Origin of the sequence: Agromyces aurantiacus (assembly GCF_016907355.1) — a bacterium.
Classification (GTDB): Bacteria; Actinomycetota; Actinomycetes; order Actinomycetales; family Microbacteriaceae; genus Agromyces; species Agromyces aurantiacus.
In genome coordinates, this window is sequence record NZ_JAFBBW010000001.1 from 2,863,708 (window position 1) to 2,885,532 (window position 21,825).

Here is a 21,825-nt window from a genome sequence, read left to right on the forward strand (position 1 = left end):
AGGATCACAGCGACGTGTCCGACTCCCAGCCTCCCCTCTCCCGGCTCGACCTGAACCTGCTCGTCTCGCTCGACGCACTGCTGACCGAGCGGAGCGTCACCCGTGCCGCCGAGCGGCTGCATCTCAGCCAGCCGGCGCTCAGCGCATCGCTCGCGCGCCTGCGGACGCACTTCAACGACCCGATCCTCGCCCGCTCCGGGAACACCTACGAACTCACGCCGCTCGCCTCCCGCCTGACCGAGCACACGGCCGCCGCACTCGACGCCGCACGGCGCGTGTTCGAGAGCTCAGCCGAGTGGGACCCGAGCCAGTCGACGCGCGACTTCGCCATCTACGGCTCGGATTACAGCGTCGCGACCACCGGCCGACGGGTCGCGGCCCTGGCCGCTGAGCGAGCGCCCGGGGTGCGCTTCCGCTTCATGATGCACAACCCGCAGATCGTCGAGGACGCCGTGAACCGGCTCCGCAGTGCCGACGCGCTGCTCATGCCCCACGGCTTCCTCACCGACCTCCCGTTCACCGACCTCTGGGCGGACCGGTGGGTGGTCCTCGCCTCGGAGACGAACGACGCCATCGCCGACGAGGTCACACTCGAGAACGTCGCGGGTCTCCCCTGGGTCTTCACCTACCAGTCGAGGTCGGCCTTCACGTCGGCGACGCGGCAGATCCAGCAGCTCGGCATCGAACCCCGCGTCGAGGCCGTCGTCGAGAGCTTCCTGTTGCTGCCCATGTTCGTCGCCGGCACCGACAAGTTGGCCCTCATCCAGGCGAGCCTCGCCGACTACGCCCGCAGCGTCGGCGGGGTGCGCGTGTTCGAGCCGCCGTTCGACGCGACGCCGATCCACAACGCGATGTGGTGGCATCCGGTGCACCGCCGCGATCCCGAGCACGAGTGGCTGCGCGGACTGTTCGTCGAGGCGTCGGCGGGGCTGGGCGAGACGACCTAGGCTCCCGGGTCAGGCGCGTTCGCGGGCGCGCGACCGCGTGCGGGCGGGCGGGATCTCCGGCACGGGACGGGCGCGCCCGACCGTGTTGCGGATCTCGCCGATGCCCTCGACGCGCATGATCACCTCGTCGCCCTCGGCGAGCGGCGGCGGCGTGAGCTCGCCCGCGCGGCCCCACAGCTCGGCGAGGCATCCGCCGTTGCCCGCGGTACCCGACCCGAGCACGTCGCCCGGCACGACCCGCGAGTCGCGCGACGCGTACGCGACGAGGTCGCCGAACGGCCAGCCCATGTTCGAGAGCAGGTCATGGCCGATGCGCACGCCGTTGACGAACACCTCCATGCCGATCGGCAGGAAGCCCTCGTCGTCGACCAGGCCCTCGAACTCGTCGGCGGTCGTGATCCACGGGCCGAGCGTCGTCGCGAAGTCCTTGCCCTTGGCCGGCCCCAGTCGCACCTTCATCTCGCGGCCCTGGATGTCGCGGGCCGACCAGTCGTTGAAGATCGTGTAGCCGAAGATGTGGCCGGCGGCCTCGGCGGGCGTCAGATCGCGCCCGTCCGAGCCGGCGACCCCGCCGATCACCGCCCCGACCTCGAGCTCGAAGTCGAGCCGCTCGGTCGCAGGCGGGCGCACCACGTCGCCCGTCGCGACGATCGAGTGCGGGTTGGTGAAGTAGAAGGTCGGGAACGTGTACCACTCGTCGGCGACATGGCTCGCGCCGTCGACCGACGCGGTGACACCCTCGACGTGCTCCTCGAAGGCCACGAAGTCCCGCACGCTCGCGGGCACGAGGGGCGCGAGCAGGTCGACCTCGGCGAGCGGCACGGCGGATGTCGCGGCGTCGGCTTCCACCTCGGCGGCGAGCTCGGGCAGCTCGGCGAGCCCGGCGGCGAGCACGTCGGCGACCGTCAGCCCGCGCGGGAACGGCACGACGCCGTCGCCGATCACGAACCCCTCCCCGACCGCGCCGCGGTGCGCCCAGCGTGCGATCCTCATGCGGCTCCCCCGGCGATGGAACGCGCGGCGGCCCTCGCCAGACGTCGCGCCCCGAGCAGCTCGGCCGCATTGCCCGACAGGATGGCGCGCGCGTCGGCTTCGGCGAGTTTCGCCTCCCGCACGCGGTCGATCGGGTCGTCCACGCCCATGTCGAACGGGTAGTCCGTGCCGAGGAGCACGCGGTCGGCGCCGGCGGCGTCGACCAATGCGCGCAGAGCGCCCGGCGTGTGCACGAGCGAGTCGAAGCGCAGGAGTCGCAGGTACGACGACGGGAGGTCGCGGCATCCGTGCGCCTCGGGCCGCACCTGCCACGCATGGTCGGAACGGCCGAGGAACGTCGGCAGGTAGCCGCCGCCGTGCGCGGCGACGAGCTTCAGGCGGGGGTGCCGGTCGAGCACGCCCGAGAAGATGAGGTGCGAGAGCGCGACGGCGTTCTCGACGGGCTGGCCGACCGTGTTCGAGAGGTAGTAGCGGTCGAGCCGCTCGTCGAGGCTGCAGCCGAACGGGTGCAGGAACACGATCGCGTCGAGCTCCTCGGCGCGCGCCCAGAACGGCTCGAGCCGCTCGTCGGAGAGCTCGACGTCGCCCGCGAACGACGACAACTCGACGCCGGCGAGCCCATTGCCGAGCACGGCGTCCTCGAGCGCGGCCACGATGAGGTGCGGGTGCTGCAGCGGCACGAGCCCCAGCCCGAACAGCCGGTCGGGCGCGCCTGCGACGTGCTCGGCGATCGCGCGGTTCGCCTCGCGCGCGGCCCACGCGGCCAGCTCCTCGCCGGCCCAGGGGTAGTAGTGCGACGGCGACGGCGACACGACCTGCACGTCGACGCCCTGGCGGTCCATCTCGGCGAGGCGCGCGTCGAGCGCGGTGAGCAGCGGCATCCGCTCGCCGATCATGCGGCCCGAGGCGGCGAGGCTCTCGGGCCCGTTGCGCCGCGCGTCGAGCGCCTGCGCGGCAGCGAAGCCCTCGGGGTCGCGGGCGCCGACCGCCTGCTGCAGCGCGGGCAGCAGGAGGTGGGCGTGCACGTCGACGACCGGGCCCGCGGCACCCGTCATGGTGGTGTCGTCGCTCATGCGGGCTGGCTCACGAGCATGGCGATGCGCTGCATGAGGCCGGGCACGTCGGCGTCGCGCACGTGGTCGATCTGCCACTGGCCGAGCTGCACGGATGCCTCGACGACTTCGGTGGCGCGGGGCAGTCGCCGCGCGTGGAACTCGTCCCAGAGCGACTGGTCGACCTCGTCGCGCGAGAGCACGAGCTCGGCGAGCACGACCGCGTCCTCGCCGGCCTGCGCCGCGCCCTGCGCGATGGTGGGCGGGCAGCTGTGCGCGGCGTCGCCGATGACCACGACCCGGCCGCGGTTCCACGCGTCGGGGATCACGTGCTTGGTGAACCAGGTGTAGTTCACGCGCGACGCGCCGTCGAGCGAGGCGCGGATCTCGTTCCACGGGCCGCCGTACGCCTGGGAGAGCTCCTTCATGACCTGCACGCCCTCCTCGGGCGAGAGCAGGTGACGGTCCTGGGCGGGCTCGACGAGGTAGGCGTACATCATGTCCTCGCTCGTCGGGCAGTAGCCGGCGATGTAGACGGGGCCGCCGTAGTACAGGTCGGTCTGTGTGACGTCCTTCGGGCGCGGCACGAAGGCGCGCCAGATGCCCATGCCTGTGCGCTCGGGCTCGACCTCGATGCCGAGCTGCGTCCGGATGGACGAGTTCAGGCCGTCGGCGCCGATGAGCAGGTCGTACCGGCCCGTCGACCCGTCGCTCAGGGTGACGTCGACGCCGGTGTCGTCCTGCGTGAAGCTCGACACGGTCGTGCCGTAGTGGATGCGCGCGCCCAGCTCGGTCGCGCGGTCGGCGAGGATCTGCGCGAGGTCGGGGCGGTACATCCCGGCGACCGCCGGGTAGTCGGGACCGCCCGTGCGGGCGTCGGGGATCTGCGCGATGAACGGGGCTTCGGGGCCGGGGGCGCGCAAGCCGGTCTGGTCGAAGAAGTAGCCGGCCTCCTGCACCTGCTCCCACACGCCGAGGCGGTCGAAGACGCGGAGGGCGTTGCCCTGCAGCGTGATGCCGGAGCCGAGGGCGGTGAGGTCGGGCTTGACCTCGAAGACGTCGACGTCGACGCCGCCCTCGGCGAGCAGGATGGCGGCGGCGGTGCCGGCCACTCCGGAGCCGACGATCGCGACGCGGGAGACTGCGGTCATGGGTGATCCCTCCTTCGGGATGCGTTCGGGTTGGTCTACTCGGTCTACTTCAGGGCGATCGGGTTCACCGGGGAGCCGACGGCGCCGGTGATGGGCAGCGGCGGGGCGACGAGCAGGAACTCGTAGACGCCGTCGGCCGCGCAGTGGGCGGCGAGCTCCTCGAGGTCCCACATCTCGCCGATCGTGAGCCCCATGTTCGGGATCACGACCTGGTGCAGCGGCTGGAACGCGTCGTCGAACTCGTTCGGCCGCACCTCGAAGCCCCACGTGTCGGTCGCGATCGCCGCGATCTCGGTGCGGTGCAGCCATCCGGCGGTCGTGAACGACAGTCCTGCGCTCGGCCCGCCCGCGTACCCGTTCCACCCCTCGCGGAGGGCGCGCGCGTAGCGACCGGTGCGCACCAGCACGAGGTCGCCGCGACCGACGGCGCTCGTCGCGCCCTGGGCGGCGATGCACGACTCCAGGTCGGCGACCGTGATGGCGTAGCCGTCATCCAGCTCGCCGGTCTCGGGCCGCAGGTGGCGGCCGACGTCGAGCAGCACGCCACGGCCCGAGATGACGGATGCCGCGTGCTCGATGCCCGTGATGAGGTCGCCGTCGCTCGTGACGACCTGGCCGGCGTGGCGGCCGTTCCACGCGAGGCCGCGGTCGAAGATGTGCCCGAGGCCGTCCCACTGGGTCGAGCACTGCAGCGGCATCGCGATGACGTCGTCGGCTCCGCCGATCCCGTGCGGGAAGCCCTGGGTGCCGGCCGCGGCATCCGTGCCCGTGTCGAGCATCGTGTGCACCGGGTTGGTGCGGCGTCGCCAACCCTGCTGCGGGCCGTTCATGTCGAACGGCTGCGAGAGCGAGAAGCTCGCCCCGCGGCGAACGAGGGTCGCGGCGTGCGCGCGCTCGGCGTCGCCGATGAAGTTGAGCGTGCCGAGGCGGTCGTCCTCGCCCCAGCGACCCCAGTTGCGGACCGCCTCGGCGGTCTCGGCGATGTGGCGGGCGGGGTCGGTGCGGTCGAGGTCGGCGGGGTTCTCGGTGAGCGGGGGGTGGGTTTCGAGACGGCGCTGGCGCGCCTCCTCAACCCGCACGTTCGCGGAACTCATCGAGAACCCGCCTCGGCGACTGCCCGGACGGTCTGCGCGCCGAGCCCCTCGATCGCGCCGACCATGACGTCGCCGTCGCGGAGCATGCGCCCGTGCACGATGCCGTTGCCCGCGGGGCTGCCCGTGAGCAGCAGGTCGCCGGGCAGCAGCGGCATGTTCTGCGACGCTCCGGCGATCAGCGCCGGGAGGTCGAACAGCAGGTCGGAGGTCGTGGCATCCTGCATCGTCACGCCGTTGAGCGTCAGCTCGAGGTGCAGGTTCCCGGGCTGCCCGACGAACGGCGCGGGCACGAGGAACGGGCCGGTCGGCAGGAAGCCCGGCGCGTTCTTGCCGCGGTACCAGTCGGTGCCGATCTCCTTCATGTCCTCGCGGAAGACGAGGTCGCGCGTCGTGATGTCGTTGACGATCGTGTACCCCGCGACGTGCTCCATGGCGTGCTCGCGGTCGACGCGGTACGCCTCTCGGCCGATCACGACGGCGAGCTCGAGCTCCCAGTCGTGCTGGTCGCTGTAGGACGGCAGCACGAGCTCGACGTCGTCGCCGACGACCGCGGCCGGCAGCCCGATGAAGAAGTACGGCGTGCCCTCGCGCGCGCGCCGGTCCATCATCTCGGCGGCCCACTCGCGCAGCTCCTCGATGGGGCGCGGGTCGTTCTTGGCGCGGCCCGCGGCGACGAGGTCGATGACGTGCGTGCGGTAGTTCGCACCGGTCTGCAGCACCTGCCTGGGCGTGACGGGAGCCGTGAGGGTGACGTCGGCGAGCGGATGCCACGCGGCATCCGCCTGCTCGGCGACACGGCGCAGACGATCCCACGACGCGGGCGCCTCGGCGAGGAACGCATTGAGGTCGGGGGCGCCCAGTTCCTCGGCGCCGATCTCGCGTACGCGATCCCCCGCGACCAGACCGAGACGCGGCGCCTGCCCGTCCTCCGCGCGGAAGCGGACGAGTGCGAACGGGCCGGCCAGGCCGGCGGACGACGATGTCACGGGTGGGTCTCCAATCACGCGCGCAGCGGTGGGCGGCGTGGAACCAGTCAACCGCGTGGGTGGGTATCAGTGAAGGGGCGATCCATGATGGAGTTCATCACTCATGTGGATGGCCCGACCCCATCGCGCGTGCGATGGGGAGCCCGCCGTTGTGACCCGTGAGGCCACCATCGACGGCGACCTCCGTGCCGGTGACGAACGCCGCATCCGGCGACAGCAGGCAGGCGATCACGGCCGCGACCTCGGCCGGCGTGCCGGTGCGGCCGAGCGGCGTCGACGCGAGGTTGACCTCGCGGAACGCCGCCGGCGCGCTCGCGGTCATGGGCGTCTCGATGAAGCCCGGGCTGACGAGGTTGACGCGGATGCCGCGGGGTCCGAGCTCCATCGCCGCAGTCTTCGTGACGCCGCGCAACGCCCACTTGCTCGCGCCGTAGGCGATGCCGTAGTGCGCCATCGCGCCGGCGGCGGATCCGACGTTGACGATCGACGCGCCGTCGCCCATCAGCGGTGCGAGCGCCTGGATGCCGAGCGCCGGTCCGGTGGCGTTCACAGCGAACGACGCCGCGAAGTCCTCGGCAGTCGCGTCGGCCAGGCGGGCGCGCCTCGTGATGCCGGCGGCGTTGACGAGGCCGTCGATGAGCGGCCCGCCGCTGCCCGGCCCGAGGCGCTCGGCGAGCGCGATCCAGGCGGCGGGCTCGGCGACGTCGAGGTCCACCTGCTCGACCGTCGTCGCCCGCCGCGGCGGCGCGGCGGTCCACGACCGGTCGGCGGCGATCACGCGGGCGCCGGCCGCGGCGAGCGCCGACGTCGTCGCGGCCCCGATGCCGGATGCCGCGCCCGTGACGACGTACATCCGGCCATCGTGCGTCCCCATCGTCGTCCCCTTCCGCGCGAGCCCGAGCTTCCATCGTGTCGTGCCGGCGACCGCGTGATGCGGCGCATCACGGATCGCGATGACGGCGGAGGCACGCGGATCGTGGTCTGCCGGGCTCGCCGCGCGAGCGGCATACTGGACGGCACACCGTCCGGACGGAGGACTCCGTGGCCGACCTGAACGAACTCGCTCGAACCCACCTCGCCGCCGCGCTCGCCGACGAGCACGGCCGCAGCGCGGAGCTGATCCTCCGCGACGGCCCCATGCGGCAGACGATCATCGCCCTGCGCTCGGGCGCAGAGCTCTCGGAGCACAATTCGCCCGCAGCGGCGAGCCTCCAGGTGCTCGCCGGGCGCGTGCGCGTGACCGGCCAGCAGGTGGCCGAGGTCACCGCCGGCCGGGTGGACGTGCTCACGCACGACCGACACTCCGTGCTCGCGCTCGAGGACTCCGTGTTCCTGCTGACCACCGTCACCGGCATCGAGCCCACGGGCGGGCCCGAGCGCGCTCGCTGACCCCACGCGCTCGCGCGCGACGTGTCCGCGGACCGCCGCAACGCCGGACATCGCCCGATCGCCGGACCCGAATCCACCTCGGCATCCGTGGTTGCGGCGATCTCCGGCGTTGCGGCGGGCCGCGCGCTACGCGCGCGCGAACACCGCCGCGAGGGCCTGGCCGCCGCCGATGCACATGGTCTCGAGGGCGAGTTCGCCGTCGAGTGCGGGCAGTTCGTGGGCGAGGGTCGCGAGCATGCGAATGCCGGTCGCGCCGATGGGGTGACCGATCGAGATGCCGCTCCCGCGCGGGTTGAGGCGCGGGTCTTCGGCGTCGAGGCCCCAGTCGGCCAGGCACGCGAGCACCTGCACGGCGAATGCCTCGTTGAGCTCGATGGCGTCGAGGTCGTCGAAGCGGATGCCGGCGCGCTGCAGCGCGAGGTTCGCTGCCGGCACCGGCGCGACGCCGAAGCGCAGCGGGTCGTTGCCGGCGACCGCCCACGACACGAGCCGCAGCATCGGGGTGAGGCCGAGCTCGGCGGCCCGCTCGGGCGTCGTGACGATGCACGCGGCGGCGGCGTCGTTCTGCCCGCTGGAGTTGCCCGCCGTCACGGTGGCGTCCGGGTCGCGGCGGCCCAGGATGGCGCGCAGCGCGCCGAGCGCCTCGAGCGAGGTGTCGGCGCGCGGGTGCTCGTCGCGGTCGACGATCGCGCTGCCGCGCCGCCCGGGCACCTCGACCGGCACGAGCTCGGCGTCGAACGCGCCGGAGTCCTGCGCCGCGATCGCGCGCCGGTGCGACTGCAGGGCGAACGCGTCCTGCGCCTCGCGCGAGATGCCGTACTCGGCGCGCAGGAGCTCGGCCGAACCGACGTTGCCGTCGGGTGTCGGGAACCGCCGGCCGCCGACGGTCTCGCGTCCGCGCGCGAGCGCGTCGTGCAGCATGAGGCCCGCACCGGTCACGCCGCGGCGACCCTCCACGGTGTACAGCGGCGCGTTCGACATCGACTCGACGCCGAGCGCGACGACCGCGTCGGCCACGCCGGTCTGCACCTCCATGGCCGCGTTGAGCACGGCCTGCAGGCCCGAGCCGCAGCGCCGGTCGAGCTGGTACCCGGTCGTCGTCACGGGGAAGCCGGCGTCGAGTGCGGCGACCCGGCCGATCGCGGGCGCCTCCATGGTCGGGTACCCCTGCGCGGCGATGACGCCGTCGATCGCGACGGGGTCGACGCCGGTGCGCTCGAGCAGGGCGCGCAGCACCGTCGTCGCCAGCTCGAGCGCCGACACGGTGGCCAGCGTTCCGCCCATCCGCCCGACGGGCGTGCGCAGCGGCGCACAGACGACGACCTCGCGCAGCTCAGGCATTCGTCGCCCCGTCCGCGCGCCACGACGAAGGAGGATCGGCGCGCCGCGCCGATGATGGGTCGGCGTGTCGCGCAGAATCTCCTTCGATCCGCCCGCAGCGCCTCACGAGGCAGCCTCCACAGCGACCGATTCGGCGACCGTGAACGGCGCGCCCGTGGCATCCGTGACCTGCTCGATCGTGACGCCGGGCGCGAGCTCGACGAGCACGAACCCCTCGTCGGTCACGTCGAACACGGCGAGTTCGGTGATGATCCGGTCGACGCAGCCGCGCCCGGTGAGCGGCAGCGTGCACTCCTGCACGAGCTTGGCCGAGCCGTCCTTCGCGACGTGCTCCATGACCACGATCACGCGCTCCGCGCCGTTGACGAGGTCCATCGCCCCGCCCATGCCCTTGACCATCTTGCCGGGCACCGCCCAGTTGGCGATGTCACCGTGCGCCGAGACCTGCATGGCGCCGAGCACCGCGGTCGTGATGCGCCCGCCGCGGATCATCCCGAAACTCGCGGCCGAATCGAAGTACGCCGCGCCGGCCAGCACCGTCACGGTCTCCTTCCCGGCGTTGATCAGCTTGGGGTCCTCCTCGCCCTCCCACGGGTACGGCCCGACGCCCAGGATCCCGTTCTCGGAATGCAGCACCACCTCGACCCCGTCGGGCAGGTGGTTCGGGATGAGCGTGGGCAGGCCGATGCCGAGGTTCACGTACGAGCCGTCCTCGAGCTCGCGGGCGGCACGCGCGGCCATCTCGTCGCGGGTCAGCGGCATCAGCGGGTCTCCTCGGCCTGGTCGGGGGCGGTTCCGGATGCCGCGGGCCGGGGCCGCACGGTCACCTTCTCGATCGGCAGGTCGGCGGACTGCTCCGCCGTCAGGACCACGACCCGGTCCACGTAGATGCCCGGCAGGTGGATGTCGTCGGGCCCGAACTCGCCCGGCTCGACGAGCTCGTCGACCTCGGCGATCGTCACCCGGCCGGCCATCCCGGCGAGCGGGTTGAAGTTGCGCGTCGACTTCTCGAACCGCAGGTTGCCGTGCCGGTCGCCGACCGCCGCCCGCACCAGGCCGTAGTCGGTGCGGATGGCGCGCTCGAGCACGTACTCGCGGGTCCGCCCGAACGAGTCGAACGGCCGAAGCTCCTTGGGCTCGCTGGTCAGCGCGACCGAGCCGTCGGCCGCGTAGCGCAGCGGCATCCCGCCGTCGGAGACGGCCGTGCCGGCGCCGGTCGCCGTGTAGAACGCGGGGATGCCGACGCCCCCGGCGCGCAGCCGCTCGGCGAGCGTGCCCTGGGGCGTGAGCTCGACCTCGACCTCGCCCGAGAGGTACTGCCGCGCGAACTCGCGGTTCTCGCCGATGTAGCTCGCGATCACGCGGCGGATGCGCCCGGCCGCGAGCAGCTCGCCGAGCCCCCACCCGTCGACGCCGCAGTTGTTCGACACCACCTCGAGCTCGTCGACGCCGCGCGCGAGCAGCGCCCGGATGATCGTGATCGGCACGCCCGACAGTCCGAAGCCGCCGACCGCGAGCGAGGCGCCCGATGGGATGTCGGCGACGGCCTCCTCGGCCGACGCGAAGGTCTTGTCCATGTCTCCTCCGGGGTTCAGGGGGTCTCGTCGGGGGCAGCGGGTGTGTCAGGAGCAGCGGGTGCGGAGCTCGCGGCGTCCCCCTCCTGGAAGACCGCGCGCATGATCGCGAACGCCGCGTTCGACGCCGGCAGACCCGCGTACAGCGCGGTGTGCAGCAGCACCTCGGCGATCTCGTCGCGCGTGAGCCCGTTGCGGAGCGCCGCGCGCACGTGCATCGCGATCTCGTTCTCATGGCCGCCGGTGGTGAGCGAGGCGAGCGTCGCGATCGAACGCTCCCGGCGCGACAAGCCGGGTCGGTCCCACACGTCGCCCCACGCGTATCGGGTCAGGAAGTCCTGGAACGCCGCGGTCTCGGGCGTCGTCGCCGCGACCGCACGGTCGACGTGCGCGTCGCCGAGCACCTCGCGGCGCACCCGCATGCCGCGGTCGTGGGCGACGGATGCCGCGCCTGCACGTTCCGCGGCGGCGACGTGCTGCGCGATGAGCTCGGCGGCCGCGGCGGGCTCCTCGAGCACGGCGAGGTGCGACGCCCCGTCGAGCGCGACGTGCCGGCCGTCCGGGACGGCGTCGGCGAGGTCCTGCATCGAGGCGGGGGGCGTCACAGTGTCGTGCTCGCCGCTGATCGCGAGGGTGGGTGCGTCGAGCGCGCCGAGGTCGGCCGTGCGGTCGAACCCGGCGAGCGCCTCGGCGCACGCGGCGTACGACTCGTCGTCGACGTCGACGAGCGTGGAGAGCGAGCGGGCGCCGGGGCCGCCGCCCTCGCGGTCGAGGAACCCGGGCGCGAACCAGCGCGACGCGCTGCCGGTCACGAGGGATGCGGTGCCGCTCGCCCGCACCGACGCGGCGCGCTCGGCCCACCCGTCGGGCGTGCCGATGCGCGCGCCGCTGCAGCTCAGCACGAGCGACCGCACCCGGTCGGGATGCGCGGCCGCGAGCTCGAGCGCGACGGTGCCGCCGAGCGAGACGCCCGCGACGTGGAATGCGCCGCCGCCCGCCTCGTCGACGACCGCCAGCACGGCGTCGGCGAGCTCGCCGATCGTGACGGGCGCGCGCACGACGGGCGAGGCGCCGTGGCCGGGCAGGTCGATCCGCAGGATCCGCAGGCCCGCGGTGCGCTGGTCGGCGCGGAGCCGAGCGACGACGCCGTCCCAGAGTGCGGTCGTCGTGCCGAGCGAGGGCAGCAGGACGAGCAGCGGGTTCGCGGCGGCCGGCGCGGCGCCCGGCGCGAACGAGCCGAGCAGTCGGGGCACGGTCATGGTCTGGCCTCCTGGGGAGCGGATGCGGCGGGGCCGGTGGGATCGGCGACGCCGCCGAAGCGGGAGACCGCCCGGTCGACGATGCGGTCGGATGCCGCGGCGAGCACGTCGCGCGCGGGACGCTCGCCCGCGGGGCCGGCGTCGGCGACGATCGCGGCCGCGCGGACCGCGTCGAACCCGAGCCCGCCGACGAGCCGGGCGGCCGCACCCGCCGAGGAGCGCGCGAGTCGCACGAGTCGCCGCAGCGCCGACCACTCGGCGTGCCATCGCCCGGGCGAGCGCTCGTCGCCCGCGATCGCGGCACTCGCGACGACCGACAGCAGCCCGGGCGCCTCGGTCGCGGCCGCGGTGATCCGCACCGCGTCGACGGGGTTCTGCTTGTGCGGCATGGCCGACGAGCCGCCCGAGGCGGCCAGGCGCACCTCACCGATCTCCTCGCGCGAGAGGAATGTCGCGTCGCCGGCGATCCGCCCGAGCGCGGCGAGCACCGTGGCGGCGGCCCCGGCGACCGCGAGCACGGGCGTGCGCTCGGCGTGCCACGAGCGCCCCGGGTCGGCGAGCCCCAGCCGGCCGGCGAGTTCGCGGCGCACCTCGTCGGCGCCCGTGGGCCGCCCGGCCGCGGCATCCGCCGCCGCACCGGTGCCGACGGCGCCGCCGAACTGCACGGGGAACGCGAGCGCGTCGATCGCCGCGACCGCCGAGGTCACGCCGTCGAGCCAGCCCGCCGCGAGCACGCCGAGCGTCGAGGCCTCGCCGTGCCGCGCGATCGAGCGCGCGATGCGCACGTCGCCGCGGTGCGCGTCGGCGAGCGTCGCGAGCGAACCGCCGGCGGCGACGAGCGAGCCCCGGGCCGCGCGCAGCGCCTCGCGCGCCACGAGCATGAGCGCGGTGTCGACGACGTCCTGGCTCGTCGCGCCGAGGTGCAGCCGATCGGCGGAGAGCCCGGCGGCCTCGAGCTGCGCGCGCAGCGCGGGCACGAGCGCGACGACCGGCACGCCGTCGCGTGCGACGCCGTCGCGCAGCGCGTCACGGTCGAGGGCCGCAGCCTCGAGCGTGTCGGCCTGCGCGTCGAGGACCTCGTCGAGCACGCTCCCCCACGCCAGCAGCAGCGCGCGCTCGACCTCGACCATCGCGGCGAGCGCCGCGTCGTCGTCGCTGCCCGAGGCGTCGGCCGCGCCCGGATCGAGAAGTCCCCAGTCGGTCATCGCTCCATCCTGCTCAGACCTCGGTGCCGTAGTCGAGGAACACGGTCTCGCCCTCGCCCTGCAGCCGGATGTCGAAACGGTACGAGCCCGGGCCGTCGGCCTGCGCGACGAGCGTGCCGCGGCGCGACTCGTCGACGCGCGCGAGCAGCGGGTCGGACGCGTTCGCCGCGGCCTCGTCGGCGAAGTAGGCGCGCGTGAACAGGTGGTGCGTCACCCCGCGCGCGAACACCGTCACGAGCAGGTAGGGCGCCGAGCCCGCCCGGGCGGCACCCGGCTTGATCGTCGTGAAGGCGTAGTGCCCGGCGCGATCGACCGCCGCGCGGCCGAAGCCCGCGAACCCGTGCGCGTCGCGGTCGAACGACCCGCGCTCGGTCGACGGCCGGCCCGCGGCATCCGCGCCCCAGATCTCGACGATCGCATCGGGGATCGGGTCCCCCGCGCCGTCGGAGACCGTGCCGTGCAGCCGGATCGCGTCGGGCAGCCACGGCGCGCGCACGTCGGGCCCGCCGGCATAGGGCAGCGCGTAGCCGAAGAACGGGCCCACGGTCTGCGAGGGCGTCTGGCCGAGCCCGCCGCGGTGGGCGCCGGGATGCGGCGCGTGCGAACCGGGCAGGTCGGCGGCGTCGAACGCCTCGTCGTCGAAGTCGGGCCCGGTGGGGTCGGGCGGGGCGGTCTCAGGCATGGTCGGCGTCCTCCGGCTCCATCCAGGTCGACTTCGGTCCGGTGAGCACGACGTCCCACCGGTAGCCGATCGCCCACTCGGGCTCGCTCACGTCGTGGTCGTACGTCGCGACGAGCCGCTCGCGCGCGGCCGGGTCGACGATCGACTGGTAGATCGGGTCGAGCGCGAAGAGCGGGTCGCCCGGGAAGTACATCTGCGTGATCAGGCGCTGCGTGAAGGCCGACCCGAAGAACGAGAAGTGGATGTGCGCGGGGCGCCACGCGTTGCGGTGGTTCTTCCACGGGTACGCGCCCGGCTTGATGGTCGTGATCCGGTACGAGCCGTCGTCGCCCGTGATGACCCGGCCGACGCCCGTGAAGTTCGGGTCGAGCGGCGCGGGATGCTGGTCGCGCTTGTGCACGTACCGGCCCGACGCGTTGGCCTGCCAGATCTCGATGAGCTGGTTGCGTACGGGGCGACCTTCGCCGTCGAGCACGCGGCCCGTCACGATGATCCGCTCGCCGAGCGGCTCGCCCGTGTGCTGGATGGTGAGGTCGGCCTCCTCTGCCGCGACGTCGGTGTGGCCGAACGCGGGCGAGACGAGCTCGATCTCCTCGGGGTCGGCGCGCACGAGCTCGTGCGTGGGATGGCGCAGCACCGTCGAGCGGTAGGGCGCGAAGTCGCGGCGGGGGTGGGCGGCGAGCGCGCGGCCCGCGGAGGCCGCGGCATCCACCTCGCTACGATGCCGTTCGGCGATCTCGTCGCTGACCTGCCGCTGCGTCGTCTGGGGCTGGGGTGCGGGTCGTTGCATGGTCACTCCGTCGTGAATGGGAGGCCGGCGTACTGCTCGGCGAGGCTCTGCATGGCGGCGCGCGAGCCGGTGACGTACTCGAGCTGGCCGACCTGGCTGCGGTAGCGGAACGCGCGCGCCGAGGCATCCGGGACCTCGTGGTGCACGTGCAGCATCTCGGTCATCCACTGCGAGAAGTGCTGCACCTTCCACTGGCGGGCGAGGGCGCGGTCGCTGTAGCGCTCGAGGCCCGAGTCGTCGCCGGCGCGGTGGTCCAGGATGGCGCGGGCCAGCAGCGCCACGTCGGCGATCGCCGAGTTCAGGCCCTTCGCGCCCGTCGGCGGCACGATGTGGCCCGCGTCGCCCGCGAGGAACATTCGCCCGTGCTGCATCGTCGAGACGACGAAGCTGCGCATGGGCGTGATCGACTTCTCGGTGATGGGGCCCTCGGTCAACTCCCACCCGTCGACGCCGAGGCGGGTCTGCAGCGCGTCCCAGATGCGCGCATCGCTCCAGTCGTCGATCGACTCGTCGGGCGCGACCTGCACGTAGAGGCGCGAGACCTCGAGCGATCGCATCGAGTGCATGCCGAAGCCGTCGCGGTGCAGCGCGTAGATGAGGTCGTCGGTCGAGGGCGGCACGTCGGCGAGGATCCCGAGCCAGCCGAACGGGTAGCTGCGCTCGAAGGCCTCGATGCCGCCGGCCGGGATGCTGCGCCGGCACACGCCGTGGTAGCCGTCGGCGCCGACCACGAAGTCGCACTCGAGCTCCTCGGTGACGCCGTCCTTCGTGTAGATGACCGTGGGGCGCGATCCCGTCACGCCGACCGGCTCGACGTCCTTCGCCTCGAACACGACCTGCGAGCCGATGCGCTCGTGCCCGGCGAGCAGGTGCTTCACGAGCGCCTGCTGGCCGTAGACCGTCACGGTGCGCCCGACGAGGTCGAGGAAGTCGACGTGGTGGCGCTGGCCCTCGTACTGCAGGTAGATGCCGTGGTGGGTGAGGCCGCGCTCGCGGAGGTCGGCGTCGAGGCCGTGCTCGGCGAGCAGGTCGACCGAGCCCTGCTCGAGCACGCCGGCGCGGATGCGGCCGAGCACGTGCTCGCGGGTCTGGGCCTCGAGGATGACGAAGGGCACGCCGGCCTGCGCCATGAGGTGGCCGAGCAGCAGGCCCGCTGGGCCCGCGCCGATGATGGCCACGGAGGTGGACTGTCGCAACGGTCTTCGCTTTCACGTCGTCGGGAAGGACGCGTCGAGCATCGCCCCTCCCGCCCGCCGCCGGCGCGGTACTTCCGCCCAGCGGAAGCGATCACTCCCCCGGTGCGCGGAAGCCGAGCGCCGAGGAGACGCCGCGCGCGGCCATCCGCACGCCGAGTGCGAACTGCGGCTCGCCGACCCGCTCGACGTGCGCGATGATCGACACCGCCGCGACGACCTCGCCGCTCGCGTCGCGCACCGGCGCCGCCACCGAGAAGGCGCCGACGGTGAGCTCCTCGACCGAGGTCGACAGGCCGAACGAGCGGATCTCGGCGAGCCGGCGGCGCAGCCCGCGCTCGTCGGTCAACGTGTTCGGCAGGTACCTCCGGGGGTTCGATGCGAGCACCTCGTCGAACACCTCGGTGGGCGCGTGCGCCAGGAGGACGAGGCCCACGCCGGTCGCGTGCAGCGGCAGGCGCGAGCCGACATCCGAGATCACCGGAACCGCGCCCGGACCGGACAGGCGCTCGAGGTAGATCGCACCGAGCCCGTCGCGCACCGCGAGGTGCACGTGCTCGCCCGTCGACTCGAGGAGGTCGCGCAGGTACGGCATGGCGATGCGCCGGAGCCGCAATGCGGTGGGCTGGCGAACGCCGAGCCGCCAGAGCCGCATGCCGACCCGGTACCGTCCGTCGTCGCCGCGCACGAGCCCGCCCCATTCGACCCACTCGCCGACGAGCCGGTGCGCCGTCGAGAGCGGCAGCCGCGCGCGCGACGCGATCTCGGAGAGGCTGAGGTCCTCGCGGCCGGCGAACGCGTCGGCGATCGCGAAGAGCTTCTCCGCCACCGAGCGCGAGTCCGCGCCGCCTCCCGCCATGCGCACATGCTAGCCCCGGGCCACCCATATCAGCCCCAGCGATGGTCGGCATCAAGAGATTCGGCTTCCCTGATACCTCGGGACCGCCGACAGTGGAACCGTGCCCCCGATCGGCACCCAGAACCACGCGGTCGTCATCACCGCACTCCGACCGAAGGATCGACGATGATCAAACTCCTCTCCCACCTCTCCTACCTCGAGATCGCGGCGCCCGACGTCGAGGCCTCCGTCCGCTTCTACGAGGAGCAGGTCGGGCTTCGGGTGCAGTCGCGCGCGAACGGCAAGGTCTACCTGCGCTCGTGGGGCGACTACTACAACTACTCGCTCGTCATCGCCGAGGGTCCCGAGCCCGCGCTGAACGTCATGGCCTGGCGCACCTCGAGCCCCGAGGCGCTCGACGAGGCGGCCACGCGCATCGAGGACGCCGGCGTCACCGGCGAGTGGATCGACGAGGGCCACGGGCACGGTCGCTCGTACCGCTTCACCGGACCGTGGGGCCACACGATGGAGCTGTTCTGGGACGTCGAGAAGTACGTCGCACCCGAGGAGTTCCGCTCGGTCTTCCCCGACCGCCCCGAGAAGCGCACGCAGCACGCCGTGGGCCCGCGCCAGCTCGACCACGTCACGGTCGCCGCGTCCGACGTGCGCGCGTTCACCGAGTGGTACCGCGACGTGCTCGGCTTCCGCATCATGGCCTACACGACCCTCGACGACTACCCCGTGACGGTCTTCGGCGTGATCACCACGAACGAGAAGTCGCACGACCTCGGCGTCGTCCTCGACAGCTCCGACCGCCCCGGCCGCGTGAACCACTTCGCGTTCTGGGTCGACTCGCGCGAGGAGCTGCTCCAGGCCGCCGACGTGCTCATGGAGCGCGGCACCCACATCGAGTACGGGCCGTCGATCCACGGCGTGGGCGAGCAGAGCTTCCTCTACTTCCGCGACCCGAGCGGCATGCGCATCGAGTGGAACACGGGCGGGTACCGCAACTACGTGCCCGACTGGGAGCCCGGCGAGTGGAAGCCGTCCACCGGCTCGAACAACCTCTACCGCAACGGCGCCATGCCGATGTCGATGACCGAGTCGTTCCCGCCGGACCCCGGCAAGCCCACCGCGACCGAGGAGGGCATCGTGCCCGGCACCGAGGAGGCGATCCTCAACCCCTACGCCGTGCAGGGACGCGGCTGAGACGTGCACGGCCCGGCCGGTGTCCTCCCGGCCGGGCCGGGCGCAGCGCGAACGGCGGATGCCGCGGGTGTGGAGCCCGCGGCATCCGCCGTCGTCATGCGGTCGTCTGCCTCAGCCGCGGAAGAACTCGTTCGCGCGCTGCGAGAACAGCAGCACCAGGCCGATGATCGCCAGCACCGCCGCGATGAGCGCCGACCACAACTGGGACGGCGACGCGAACATCGTGATGATCGCCGAGACCAGGTTGAGGACGAACACGATCGCCACGACGACGCGCGCCGCGTTGTTGCCGCGGAAGAGGCCGAGGCTCACGATGATCGTGATGGCGCCGATGAGGATGGCGACCCAGGCCAGGGTCGCGCCGCCGGCCGCCCCTCCCAGCAGGATCAGGATGCCGGTGAGGATCTGGAAGAACCCCGAGATCCACGCGAGCACCGCGACCAGGGTCACGCCACCGGGACGGGGACCGCTCATGATGAACTCCTTCGCTCATGCCGATCGGGCTGGCCACACGCTACTCGCGAACGACCGCGCGGGGCGCGAGACACGACGACGACCCTCCTGAGTCGGCCGGCCGGGTCCGTGACGCATCCGGGTGCGCACGTCAGATGAAGAGCGTCGTGCCGGACTTCTCCGCCTCTCCGAGGAAGGTCGCGACGCCGCCGAACTCGATCCCGTCGATGAGGTCGGAATCGGCGATGCCCAGCAGGTCCATCGTCATCGTGCAGGCGATCAGCCGGGCACCGCCCTCCAGGGCCGCAGTCATCAACTCGGGCACCGACTGGACCTCGTGCTCCTTCATGACGTGCTTGATCATGGCGGGTCCGGCGCCGGCCATGTTCATCTGCGAGAGCGGCAGCCGATCCGGCCCGGACGGCATCATCAGGCCCATCATCCGCTCGAGGGCGCCGTGGTCGCGCTTCGGGGCGTGATCGCGCCGCAGCGCGTTGAGGCCCCAGAACGTGAAGAACATCGACACCCGCTGCCCCATGGCGAGCGCCCCGTTGGCGATGATGAACGCCGCCAGCATCTTGTCGAGGTCGCCGGAGAAGATCACGAAGGACGTCTGGTTCGTCCGCGCGGCGAGCACGGCCGTGCCCGCGGCAGGTGCCGCGCCACCCTTGCGGAACGCGGCGACGTAGCCCGGACCCTCGGGCGTCATCGAGAGCAGCTCGTGCCCGTGGCTCGCCGCCCACGCCGGGCCGTCGCTGACGAAGCCGGGATCCGAGACGTGGACGACGACCTCGTCGCCCGGCACCAGCTCGGCCATCGTGCTCGAGAGGCGCATGATCGGGCCCGGGCACGCGAGGCCCGTGCAATCGAGATCGACGCTTCGGCCCGTCCCCTTCGCCGCGGCGATGAGGTCCACCGCCTCGGCGTACGCGATCTCCGGCGCGGGGGCGGCGGTCGACGCGGGTTCGACCTCGTGCCGGTAACGGAAGGTGTTCGACCCGCCCGAGAGGGTCGCGACGTCCGCGAAGCCCCGCTGCACGAGGATCCGGTACGCGAGGTAGCTGCGGAATCCCACCGCGCAGTAGAGGCGCACCGGCGCCGACCGGTCCCATCCTCGGCTCGCCTCGCGGAGCGTCGCGAGCGGCACGTTCTCGGCCCCCGGGATGTGCCAGATCTCGAACTCCTCCGGCGTGCGGACATCGATGAGCCGGGTGCCCTCGACCGCGGCGGGCCAGTCCGTCGCGTACCAGAGCACCAGGTCGCCCTGCAGCACGTTGCTCGCGACGAAGCCCGCCATGTTCACGGGGTCCTTCGCCGACCCGAAGGGCGGCGCGTAGGCGAGTTCGAGCTGCTCGAGGTCGTGCACCGTCCCGCCCAGCCGGATCACGGTCGCGAGCACGTCCAGCCGCTTGTCGACGCCGTCGAACCCGGCGGCCTGCGCTCCGAGCAGGCGCCCCGAGCCGGGCGCGAAGAGCAGCTTCAGGTGCATCTGGGCCGTGCCCGGATAGTAGCCCGCATGCCCGGACGGATGGATGTGGACGGCCCGGTACTCGATGCCCTCGTCGCGGAGCTGGCGCTCGGTGGCGCCGGTTCCGCCCGCGACCATGTCGAAGACCTTCACGATCGACGTGCCCTGCGTCGAGCGGTACTCGGTGTCGCGCCCGCAGATGTTCTCGGCGGCCACGCGCGCCTCGCGGTTCGCGGGCCCCGCGAGCGGCGTGATCCACGAACCGGGCAGCACGGTGTGCGGAGTCTCCACCGCGTCGCCCGCCGCCCAGATCGACGGATCCGACGTGCGCATGTGCGTGTCGACGCGGATGCCTCCGCGCGGGCCGAGCTCGAGGCCGGCCGCCGTCGCCAGTCCCACGTTCGGACGCACGCCCGCGGACAGGATGACGAGGTCGGCGTCGACGAACACGTTGCTCTGCAACTCGACGGTGAGGCCGCCACCCGGTCGCTGCGAGAACGCGGCGGCCGCCGTGGAGAGGTGCAGGTGGACCCCGCGACTGCGCAGGTGCTGCTCGACCGGGACCGACACCTCCTTGTCGAGCGGCGGGAGGATCTGGTCGGCCATCTCGACGACGGTGACGGACGCACCGCGGTGCTGCAGGTTCTCGGCCATCTCCACGCCGATGTACCCGGCGCCGATGACGACCGCCCGCACGGGCGTGCCGGTGCGGGCGGGGCCGGATGCCGCGGCATCGAGCGCGGCGTCCAGTTGCGCCTTGATCGCATCCATGTCGGCGATGTTGCGCAGCACGTGCACGCCCGGCAGGTCGATGCCCGGAAGGGGCGGACGGATCGGATCGGCGCCCGGACACAGCGCGAGCCGGTCGTACGACTCGACGTACTCGCGACCGCTGGCGAGCTCGCGCACCGTGACGGACTTCGCGCCGCGGTCGAGCGCGATCACCTCCGACCCGACCCTGACGTCGATGTCGAGCGTCTCGCGCAGGCTCTCGGGCGTCTGCAGGAGCAGGCGACTGCGATCGGAGATCACTTCGCCGATGTGGTACGGCAGGCCGCAGTTCGCGAACGAGACGTGGCCGCCCTTCTCGAGGACGACGATCTCAGCCGACTCGTCGAGGCGGCGCGCCCGCGCGGCGACCGACGCCCCTCCGGCGACCCCTCCGACGACGACGATCTTCATGCTGGCATCCCTCCATGCGCGGGGCCGGGCGGGCGCGGTCGGCCGCCGATCGGCTCGGCGGCGTCCACGCTAGACCGGGACGAGCCTGCGCCCGCGGGCCATCGGTCCCGCGATCGTGGCGGCGCCCCGGTGTCCGCGCGGCGAGGTACCCTCCCATGGGCGTCGCGAGGCCTCGGGCCCGATGGTCCTCGGTCGCCGGGCACCGCGCGCTCACGCCAGCGACAGCACGAACGAGAGCACGAAGCCGGCCGCCGTGCTGAGCGCGACCGCGGGCCCGCCGTGCTCGAACGCCTCGGGCATGAGCGTGTCGGCGAGTGAGGCGATCACGGCGCCGGCGGCGAACGCCAGCGGGAGCGAGATCGTCTCGGGATCGGTGTTCGCGAGCGGGCCGGCACCGAGCGGCACCGCCACGGCGGTGATGGCCGCGGCGAGCGCCCACATCCCGATGATCGATCCCGAGGAGCGTCCCTGCGCCTTCATCGACGCGGCGCCGACCAGCGCCTCTGGGAGGTTCGAGACGAAGATCGCGGCGAGCAGCGCGAGGCCGCCGGCGGTCTCGCCGAGCGAGACGCCGAGCGCGAGGTTCTCGGGCGCGCCGTCGAGCGAGACGGCGGCGAGCAGCGCCAGTCCCGCCGTGCCGCGCGTGGACGCGGACGTCGGGGGCCGCTCGGCGGCCGCGGCATCCGTGTCGAGCTTGACGCTGCCGGGTACCTCGTCGCTCGGCTTGGGGCGCGAACCGGCCTGCGCCCAGCGATCCAGCAGCGCGCTCAGGACGGTGAACACCAGCGCGCCGACGAGCAGACCGCCCGCCGCGCGGACGATGCCCCCTCGCTCGTACGCGTCCTGGAACAGCTCGAAGGTCAGCGCCGTGATCAAGGCGCCCGCGGCGAACGAGAGCATGATCGCCAGCAGGCGCTTGGGCAGCTGCCATCGCACGCCGATCAGCGCGCCGATGACCAACGAGCCGGACGCGATGATCCCGAACAGCAGGGCCGCCCACATCCGTTCAGTGTCGGCTG

The 21,825-nt window shown here is 73.1% G+C and carries 21 protein-coding genes; 3 read left to right on the top strand and 18 right to left on the bottom strand.

The genetic code is table 11. The features are described 5' to 3' along the window. The first annotated feature begins 14 nt into the window (after nucleotides 1-14). Nucleotides 15-947 carry a LysR family transcriptional regulator gene (locus JOD46_RS13520; RefSeq protein ID WP_204395049.1) on the top strand — a complete coding sequence of 311 codons (933 nt, stop codon included), beginning with the start codon at nucleotides 15-17 and terminating at the stop codon, nucleotides 945-947. 9 nt (nucleotides 948-956) lie between these two features. On the opposite strand, the gene JOD46_RS13525 is transcribed toward JOD46_RS13520, so the two are convergent. The 6 genes from JOD46_RS13525 to JOD46_RS13550 all read right to left on the bottom strand — a co-directional run bounded on the left by JOD46_RS13525 (nucleotide 957) and on the right by JOD46_RS13550 (nucleotide 7,097). Beyond that, nucleotides 957-1,940, bottom strand: coding sequence for a fumarylacetoacetate hydrolase family protein (locus tag JOD46_RS13525; protein ID WP_204395050.1), 984 nt, complete (start codon nucleotides 1,938-1,940; stop codon nucleotides 957-959). Beyond that, on the bottom strand, nucleotides 1,937-3,013 hold the full coding sequence (locus JOD46_RS13530; RefSeq protein WP_239562766.1) for an amidohydrolase family protein: 1,077 nt from the start codon (nucleotides 3,011-3,013) through the stop codon (nucleotides 1,937-1,939). Before JOD46_RS13530 ends, JOD46_RS13525 begins: the two co-directional genes overlap by 4 nt. Further along, a complete protein-coding gene (locus JOD46_RS13535) occupies nucleotides 3,010-4,143 on the bottom strand; it encodes an FAD-dependent oxidoreductase (RefSeq protein ID WP_204395051.1) in 1,134 nt (377 codons plus the stop codon). Before JOD46_RS13535 ends, JOD46_RS13530 begins: the two co-directional genes overlap by 4 nt. Before the next feature lie 44 nt (nucleotides 4,144-4,187). Next, on the bottom strand, nucleotides 4,188-5,237 hold the full coding sequence (locus JOD46_RS13540; RefSeq protein ID WP_204395052.1) for a cyclase family protein: 1,050 nt from the start codon (nucleotides 5,235-5,237) through the stop codon (nucleotides 4,188-4,190). Then, nucleotides 5,234-6,223 carry a fumarylacetoacetate hydrolase family protein gene (locus JOD46_RS13545; protein ID WP_204395053.1) on the bottom strand — a complete coding sequence of 330 codons (990 nt, stop codon included), beginning with the start codon at nucleotides 6,221-6,223 and terminating at the stop codon, nucleotides 5,234-5,236. The genes JOD46_RS13540 and JOD46_RS13545 overlap by 4 nt, the downstream gene beginning before the upstream one ends. 97 nt (nucleotides 6,224-6,320) lie before the next feature. Then, the gene (locus tag JOD46_RS13550; protein WP_204395054.1) at nucleotides 6,321-7,097 is read right to left on the bottom strand and encodes an SDR family oxidoreductase; all 777 of its coding nucleotides are present in this window, start codon (nucleotides 7,095-7,097) and stop codon (nucleotides 6,321-6,323) included. A 167-nt stretch (nucleotides 7,098-7,264) separates the two neighbouring features. Between JOD46_RS13550 and JOD46_RS13555 the strand changes: the two genes are divergently transcribed. Beyond that, nucleotides 7,265-7,612 (top strand): cupin domain-containing protein, encoded by a 348-nt coding sequence (locus JOD46_RS13555; RefSeq protein ID WP_204395055.1) that lies wholly within the window; start codon nucleotides 7,265-7,267, stop codon nucleotides 7,610-7,612. A 126-nt stretch (nucleotides 7,613-7,738) separates the two neighbouring features. On the opposite strand, the gene JOD46_RS13560 is transcribed toward JOD46_RS13555, so the two are convergent. The 9 genes from JOD46_RS13560 to JOD46_RS13600 all read right to left on the bottom strand — a co-directional run bounded on the left by JOD46_RS13560 (nucleotide 7,739) and on the right by JOD46_RS13600 (nucleotide 16,515). Next, nucleotides 7,739-8,953, bottom strand: a complete 1,215-nt coding sequence (locus tag JOD46_RS13560; protein WP_204395056.1) for an acetyl-CoA C-acetyltransferase — start codon at nucleotides 8,951-8,953, stop codon at nucleotides 7,739-7,741. Nucleotides 8,954-9,055: 102 nt separating this feature from the next. After that, nucleotides 9,056-9,715: a CoA transferase subunit B gene (locus JOD46_RS13565; RefSeq protein WP_204395057.1), complete on the bottom strand. Its 660-nt coding sequence runs from the start codon at nucleotides 9,713-9,715 to the stop codon at nucleotides 9,056-9,058. Beyond that, a complete protein-coding gene (locus JOD46_RS13570) occupies nucleotides 9,715-10,530 on the bottom strand; it encodes a CoA transferase subunit A (RefSeq protein WP_204395058.1) in 816 nt (271 codons plus the stop codon). The genes JOD46_RS13565 and JOD46_RS13570 overlap by 1 nt, the downstream gene beginning before the upstream one ends. A gap of 14 nt (nucleotides 10,531-10,544) precedes the next feature. Next, on the bottom strand, nucleotides 10,545-11,786 hold the full coding sequence (pcaDC, locus tag JOD46_RS13575) for a bifunctional 3-oxoadipate enol-lactonase/4-carboxymuconolactone decarboxylase PcaDC (RefSeq protein ID WP_204395059.1): 1,242 nt from the start codon (nucleotides 11,784-11,786) through the stop codon (nucleotides 10,545-10,547). After that, on the bottom strand, nucleotides 11,783-12,991 hold the full coding sequence (locus tag JOD46_RS13580) for a lyase family protein (protein WP_204395060.1): 1,209 nt from the start codon (nucleotides 12,989-12,991) through the stop codon (nucleotides 11,783-11,785). Before JOD46_RS13580 ends, pcaDC begins: the two co-directional genes overlap by 4 nt. Before the next feature lie 13 nt (nucleotides 12,992-13,004). Further along, nucleotides 13,005-13,673 (bottom strand): protocatechuate 3,4-dioxygenase subunit alpha, encoded by a 669-nt coding sequence (pcaG, locus tag JOD46_RS13585; protein ID WP_204395061.1) that lies wholly within the window; start codon nucleotides 13,671-13,673, stop codon nucleotides 13,005-13,007. Next, entirely contained in the window at nucleotides 13,666-14,463 is a 798-nt protein-coding gene (pcaH, locus tag JOD46_RS13590) for a protocatechuate 3,4-dioxygenase subunit beta (protein WP_204395062.1), read from the bottom strand. Before pcaH ends, pcaG begins: the two co-directional genes overlap by 8 nt. 2 nt (nucleotides 14,464-14,465) lie before the next feature. Beyond that, nucleotides 14,466-15,641: a 4-hydroxybenzoate 3-monooxygenase gene (locus JOD46_RS13595; RefSeq protein WP_307835037.1), complete on the bottom strand. Its 1,176-nt coding sequence runs from the start codon at nucleotides 15,639-15,641 to the stop codon at nucleotides 14,466-14,468. Nucleotides 15,642-15,750: 109 nt separating this feature from the next. After that, nucleotides 15,751-16,515, bottom strand: a complete 765-nt coding sequence (locus JOD46_RS13600) for an IclR family transcriptional regulator (RefSeq protein WP_204395064.1) — start codon at nucleotides 16,513-16,515, stop codon at nucleotides 15,751-15,753. Between the two features lie 165 nt (nucleotides 16,516-16,680). Here JOD46_RS13600 and JOD46_RS13605 point away from each other — a divergent pair, with 165 nt between their 5' ends. Continuing rightward, a complete protein-coding gene (locus tag JOD46_RS13605) occupies nucleotides 16,681-17,703 on the top strand; it encodes a VOC family protein (RefSeq protein WP_204395065.1) in 1,023 nt (340 codons plus the stop codon). Between the two features lie 111 nt (nucleotides 17,704-17,814). Here JOD46_RS13605 and JOD46_RS13610 read toward each other — a convergent pair whose 3' ends face one another. The 3 genes from JOD46_RS13610 to JOD46_RS13620 form a co-directional block, all read right to left on the bottom strand. Further along, nucleotides 17,815-18,177: a hypothetical protein gene (locus JOD46_RS13610; RefSeq protein WP_204395066.1), complete on the bottom strand. Its 363-nt coding sequence runs from the start codon at nucleotides 18,175-18,177 to the stop codon at nucleotides 17,815-17,817. 130 nt (nucleotides 18,178-18,307) lie between these two features. Continuing rightward, nucleotides 18,308-20,806 carry an FAD-dependent oxidoreductase gene (locus JOD46_RS13615; RefSeq protein ID WP_204395067.1) on the bottom strand — a complete coding sequence of 833 codons (2,499 nt, stop codon included), beginning with the start codon at nucleotides 20,804-20,806 and terminating at the stop codon, nucleotides 18,308-18,310. 210 nt (nucleotides 20,807-21,016) lie between these two features. Further along, on the bottom strand, nucleotides 21,017-21,808 hold the full coding sequence (locus JOD46_RS13620; RefSeq protein ID WP_204395068.1) for a ZIP family metal transporter: 792 nt from the start codon (nucleotides 21,806-21,808) through the stop codon (nucleotides 21,017-21,019). Nucleotides 21,809-21,825: the final 17 nt, after the last annotated feature.

Excerpts from the sequence above, each read along its gene's own strand:
- JOD46_RS13600 (WP_204395064.1), bottom strand. The coding sequence starts at position 16,515 with ATGGCGGGAGGCGGCGCGGACTCGCGCTCGGTGGCGGAGAAGCTCTTC.
- pcaDC (WP_204395059.1), bottom strand. The coding sequence starts at position 11,786 with ATGACCGTGCCCCGACTGCTCGGCTCGTTCGCGCCGGGCGCCGCGCCG.
- JOD46_RS13565 (WP_204395057.1), bottom strand. The coding sequence starts at position 9,715 with ATGCCGCTGACCCGCGACGAGATGGCCGCGCGTGCCGCCCGCGAGCTC.
- JOD46_RS13540 (WP_204395052.1), bottom strand. The coding sequence starts at position 5,237 with ATGAGTTCCGCGAACGTGCGGGTTGAGGAGGCGCGCCAGCGCCGTCTC.
- JOD46_RS13620 (WP_204395068.1), bottom strand. The coding sequence starts at position 21,808 with ATGTGGGCGGCCCTGCTGTTCGGGATCATCGCGTCCGGCTCGTTGGTC.
- pcaH (WP_204395062.1), bottom strand. The coding sequence starts at position 14,463 with ATGCAACGACCCGCACCCCAGCCCCAGACGACGCAGCGGCAGGTCAGC.
- JOD46_RS13560 (WP_204395056.1), bottom strand. The coding sequence starts at position 8,953 with ATGCCTGAGCTGCGCGAGGTCGTCGTCTGTGCGCCGCTGCGCACGCCC.
- JOD46_RS13580 (WP_204395060.1), bottom strand. The coding sequence starts at position 12,991 with ATGACCGACTGGGGACTTCTCGATCCGGGCGCGGCCGACGCCTCGGGC.
- pcaG (WP_204395061.1), bottom strand. The coding sequence starts at position 13,673 with ATGCCTGAGACCGCCCCGCCCGACCCCACCGGGCCCGACTTCGACGAC.
- JOD46_RS13530 (WP_239562766.1), bottom strand. The coding sequence starts at position 3,013 with ATGAGCGACGACACCACCATGACGGGTGCCGCGGGCCCGGTCGTCGAC.
- JOD46_RS13615 (WP_204395067.1), bottom strand. The coding sequence starts at position 20,806 with ATGAAGATCGTCGTCGTCGGAGGGGTCGCCGGAGGGGCGTCGGTCGCC.
- JOD46_RS13570 (WP_204395058.1), bottom strand. The coding sequence starts at position 10,530 with ATGGACAAGACCTTCGCGTCGGCCGAGGAGGCCGTCGCCGACATCCCA.
- JOD46_RS13525 (WP_204395050.1), bottom strand. The coding sequence starts at position 1,940 with ATGAGGATCGCACGCTGGGCGCACCGCGGCGCGGTCGGGGAGGGGTTC.
- JOD46_RS13535 (WP_204395051.1), bottom strand. The coding sequence starts at position 4,143 with ATGACCGCAGTCTCCCGCGTCGCGATCGTCGGCTCCGGAGTGGCCGGC.
- JOD46_RS13610 (WP_204395066.1), bottom strand. The coding sequence starts at position 18,177 with ATGAGCGGTCCCCGTCCCGGTGGCGTGACCCTGGTCGCGGTGCTCGCG.
- JOD46_RS13550 (WP_204395054.1), bottom strand. The coding sequence starts at position 7,097 with ATGGGGACGCACGATGGCCGGATGTACGTCGTCACGGGCGCGGCATCC.
- JOD46_RS13605 (WP_204395065.1), top strand. The coding sequence starts at position 16,681 with ATGATCAAACTCCTCTCCCACCTCTCCTACCTCGAGATCGCGGCGCCC.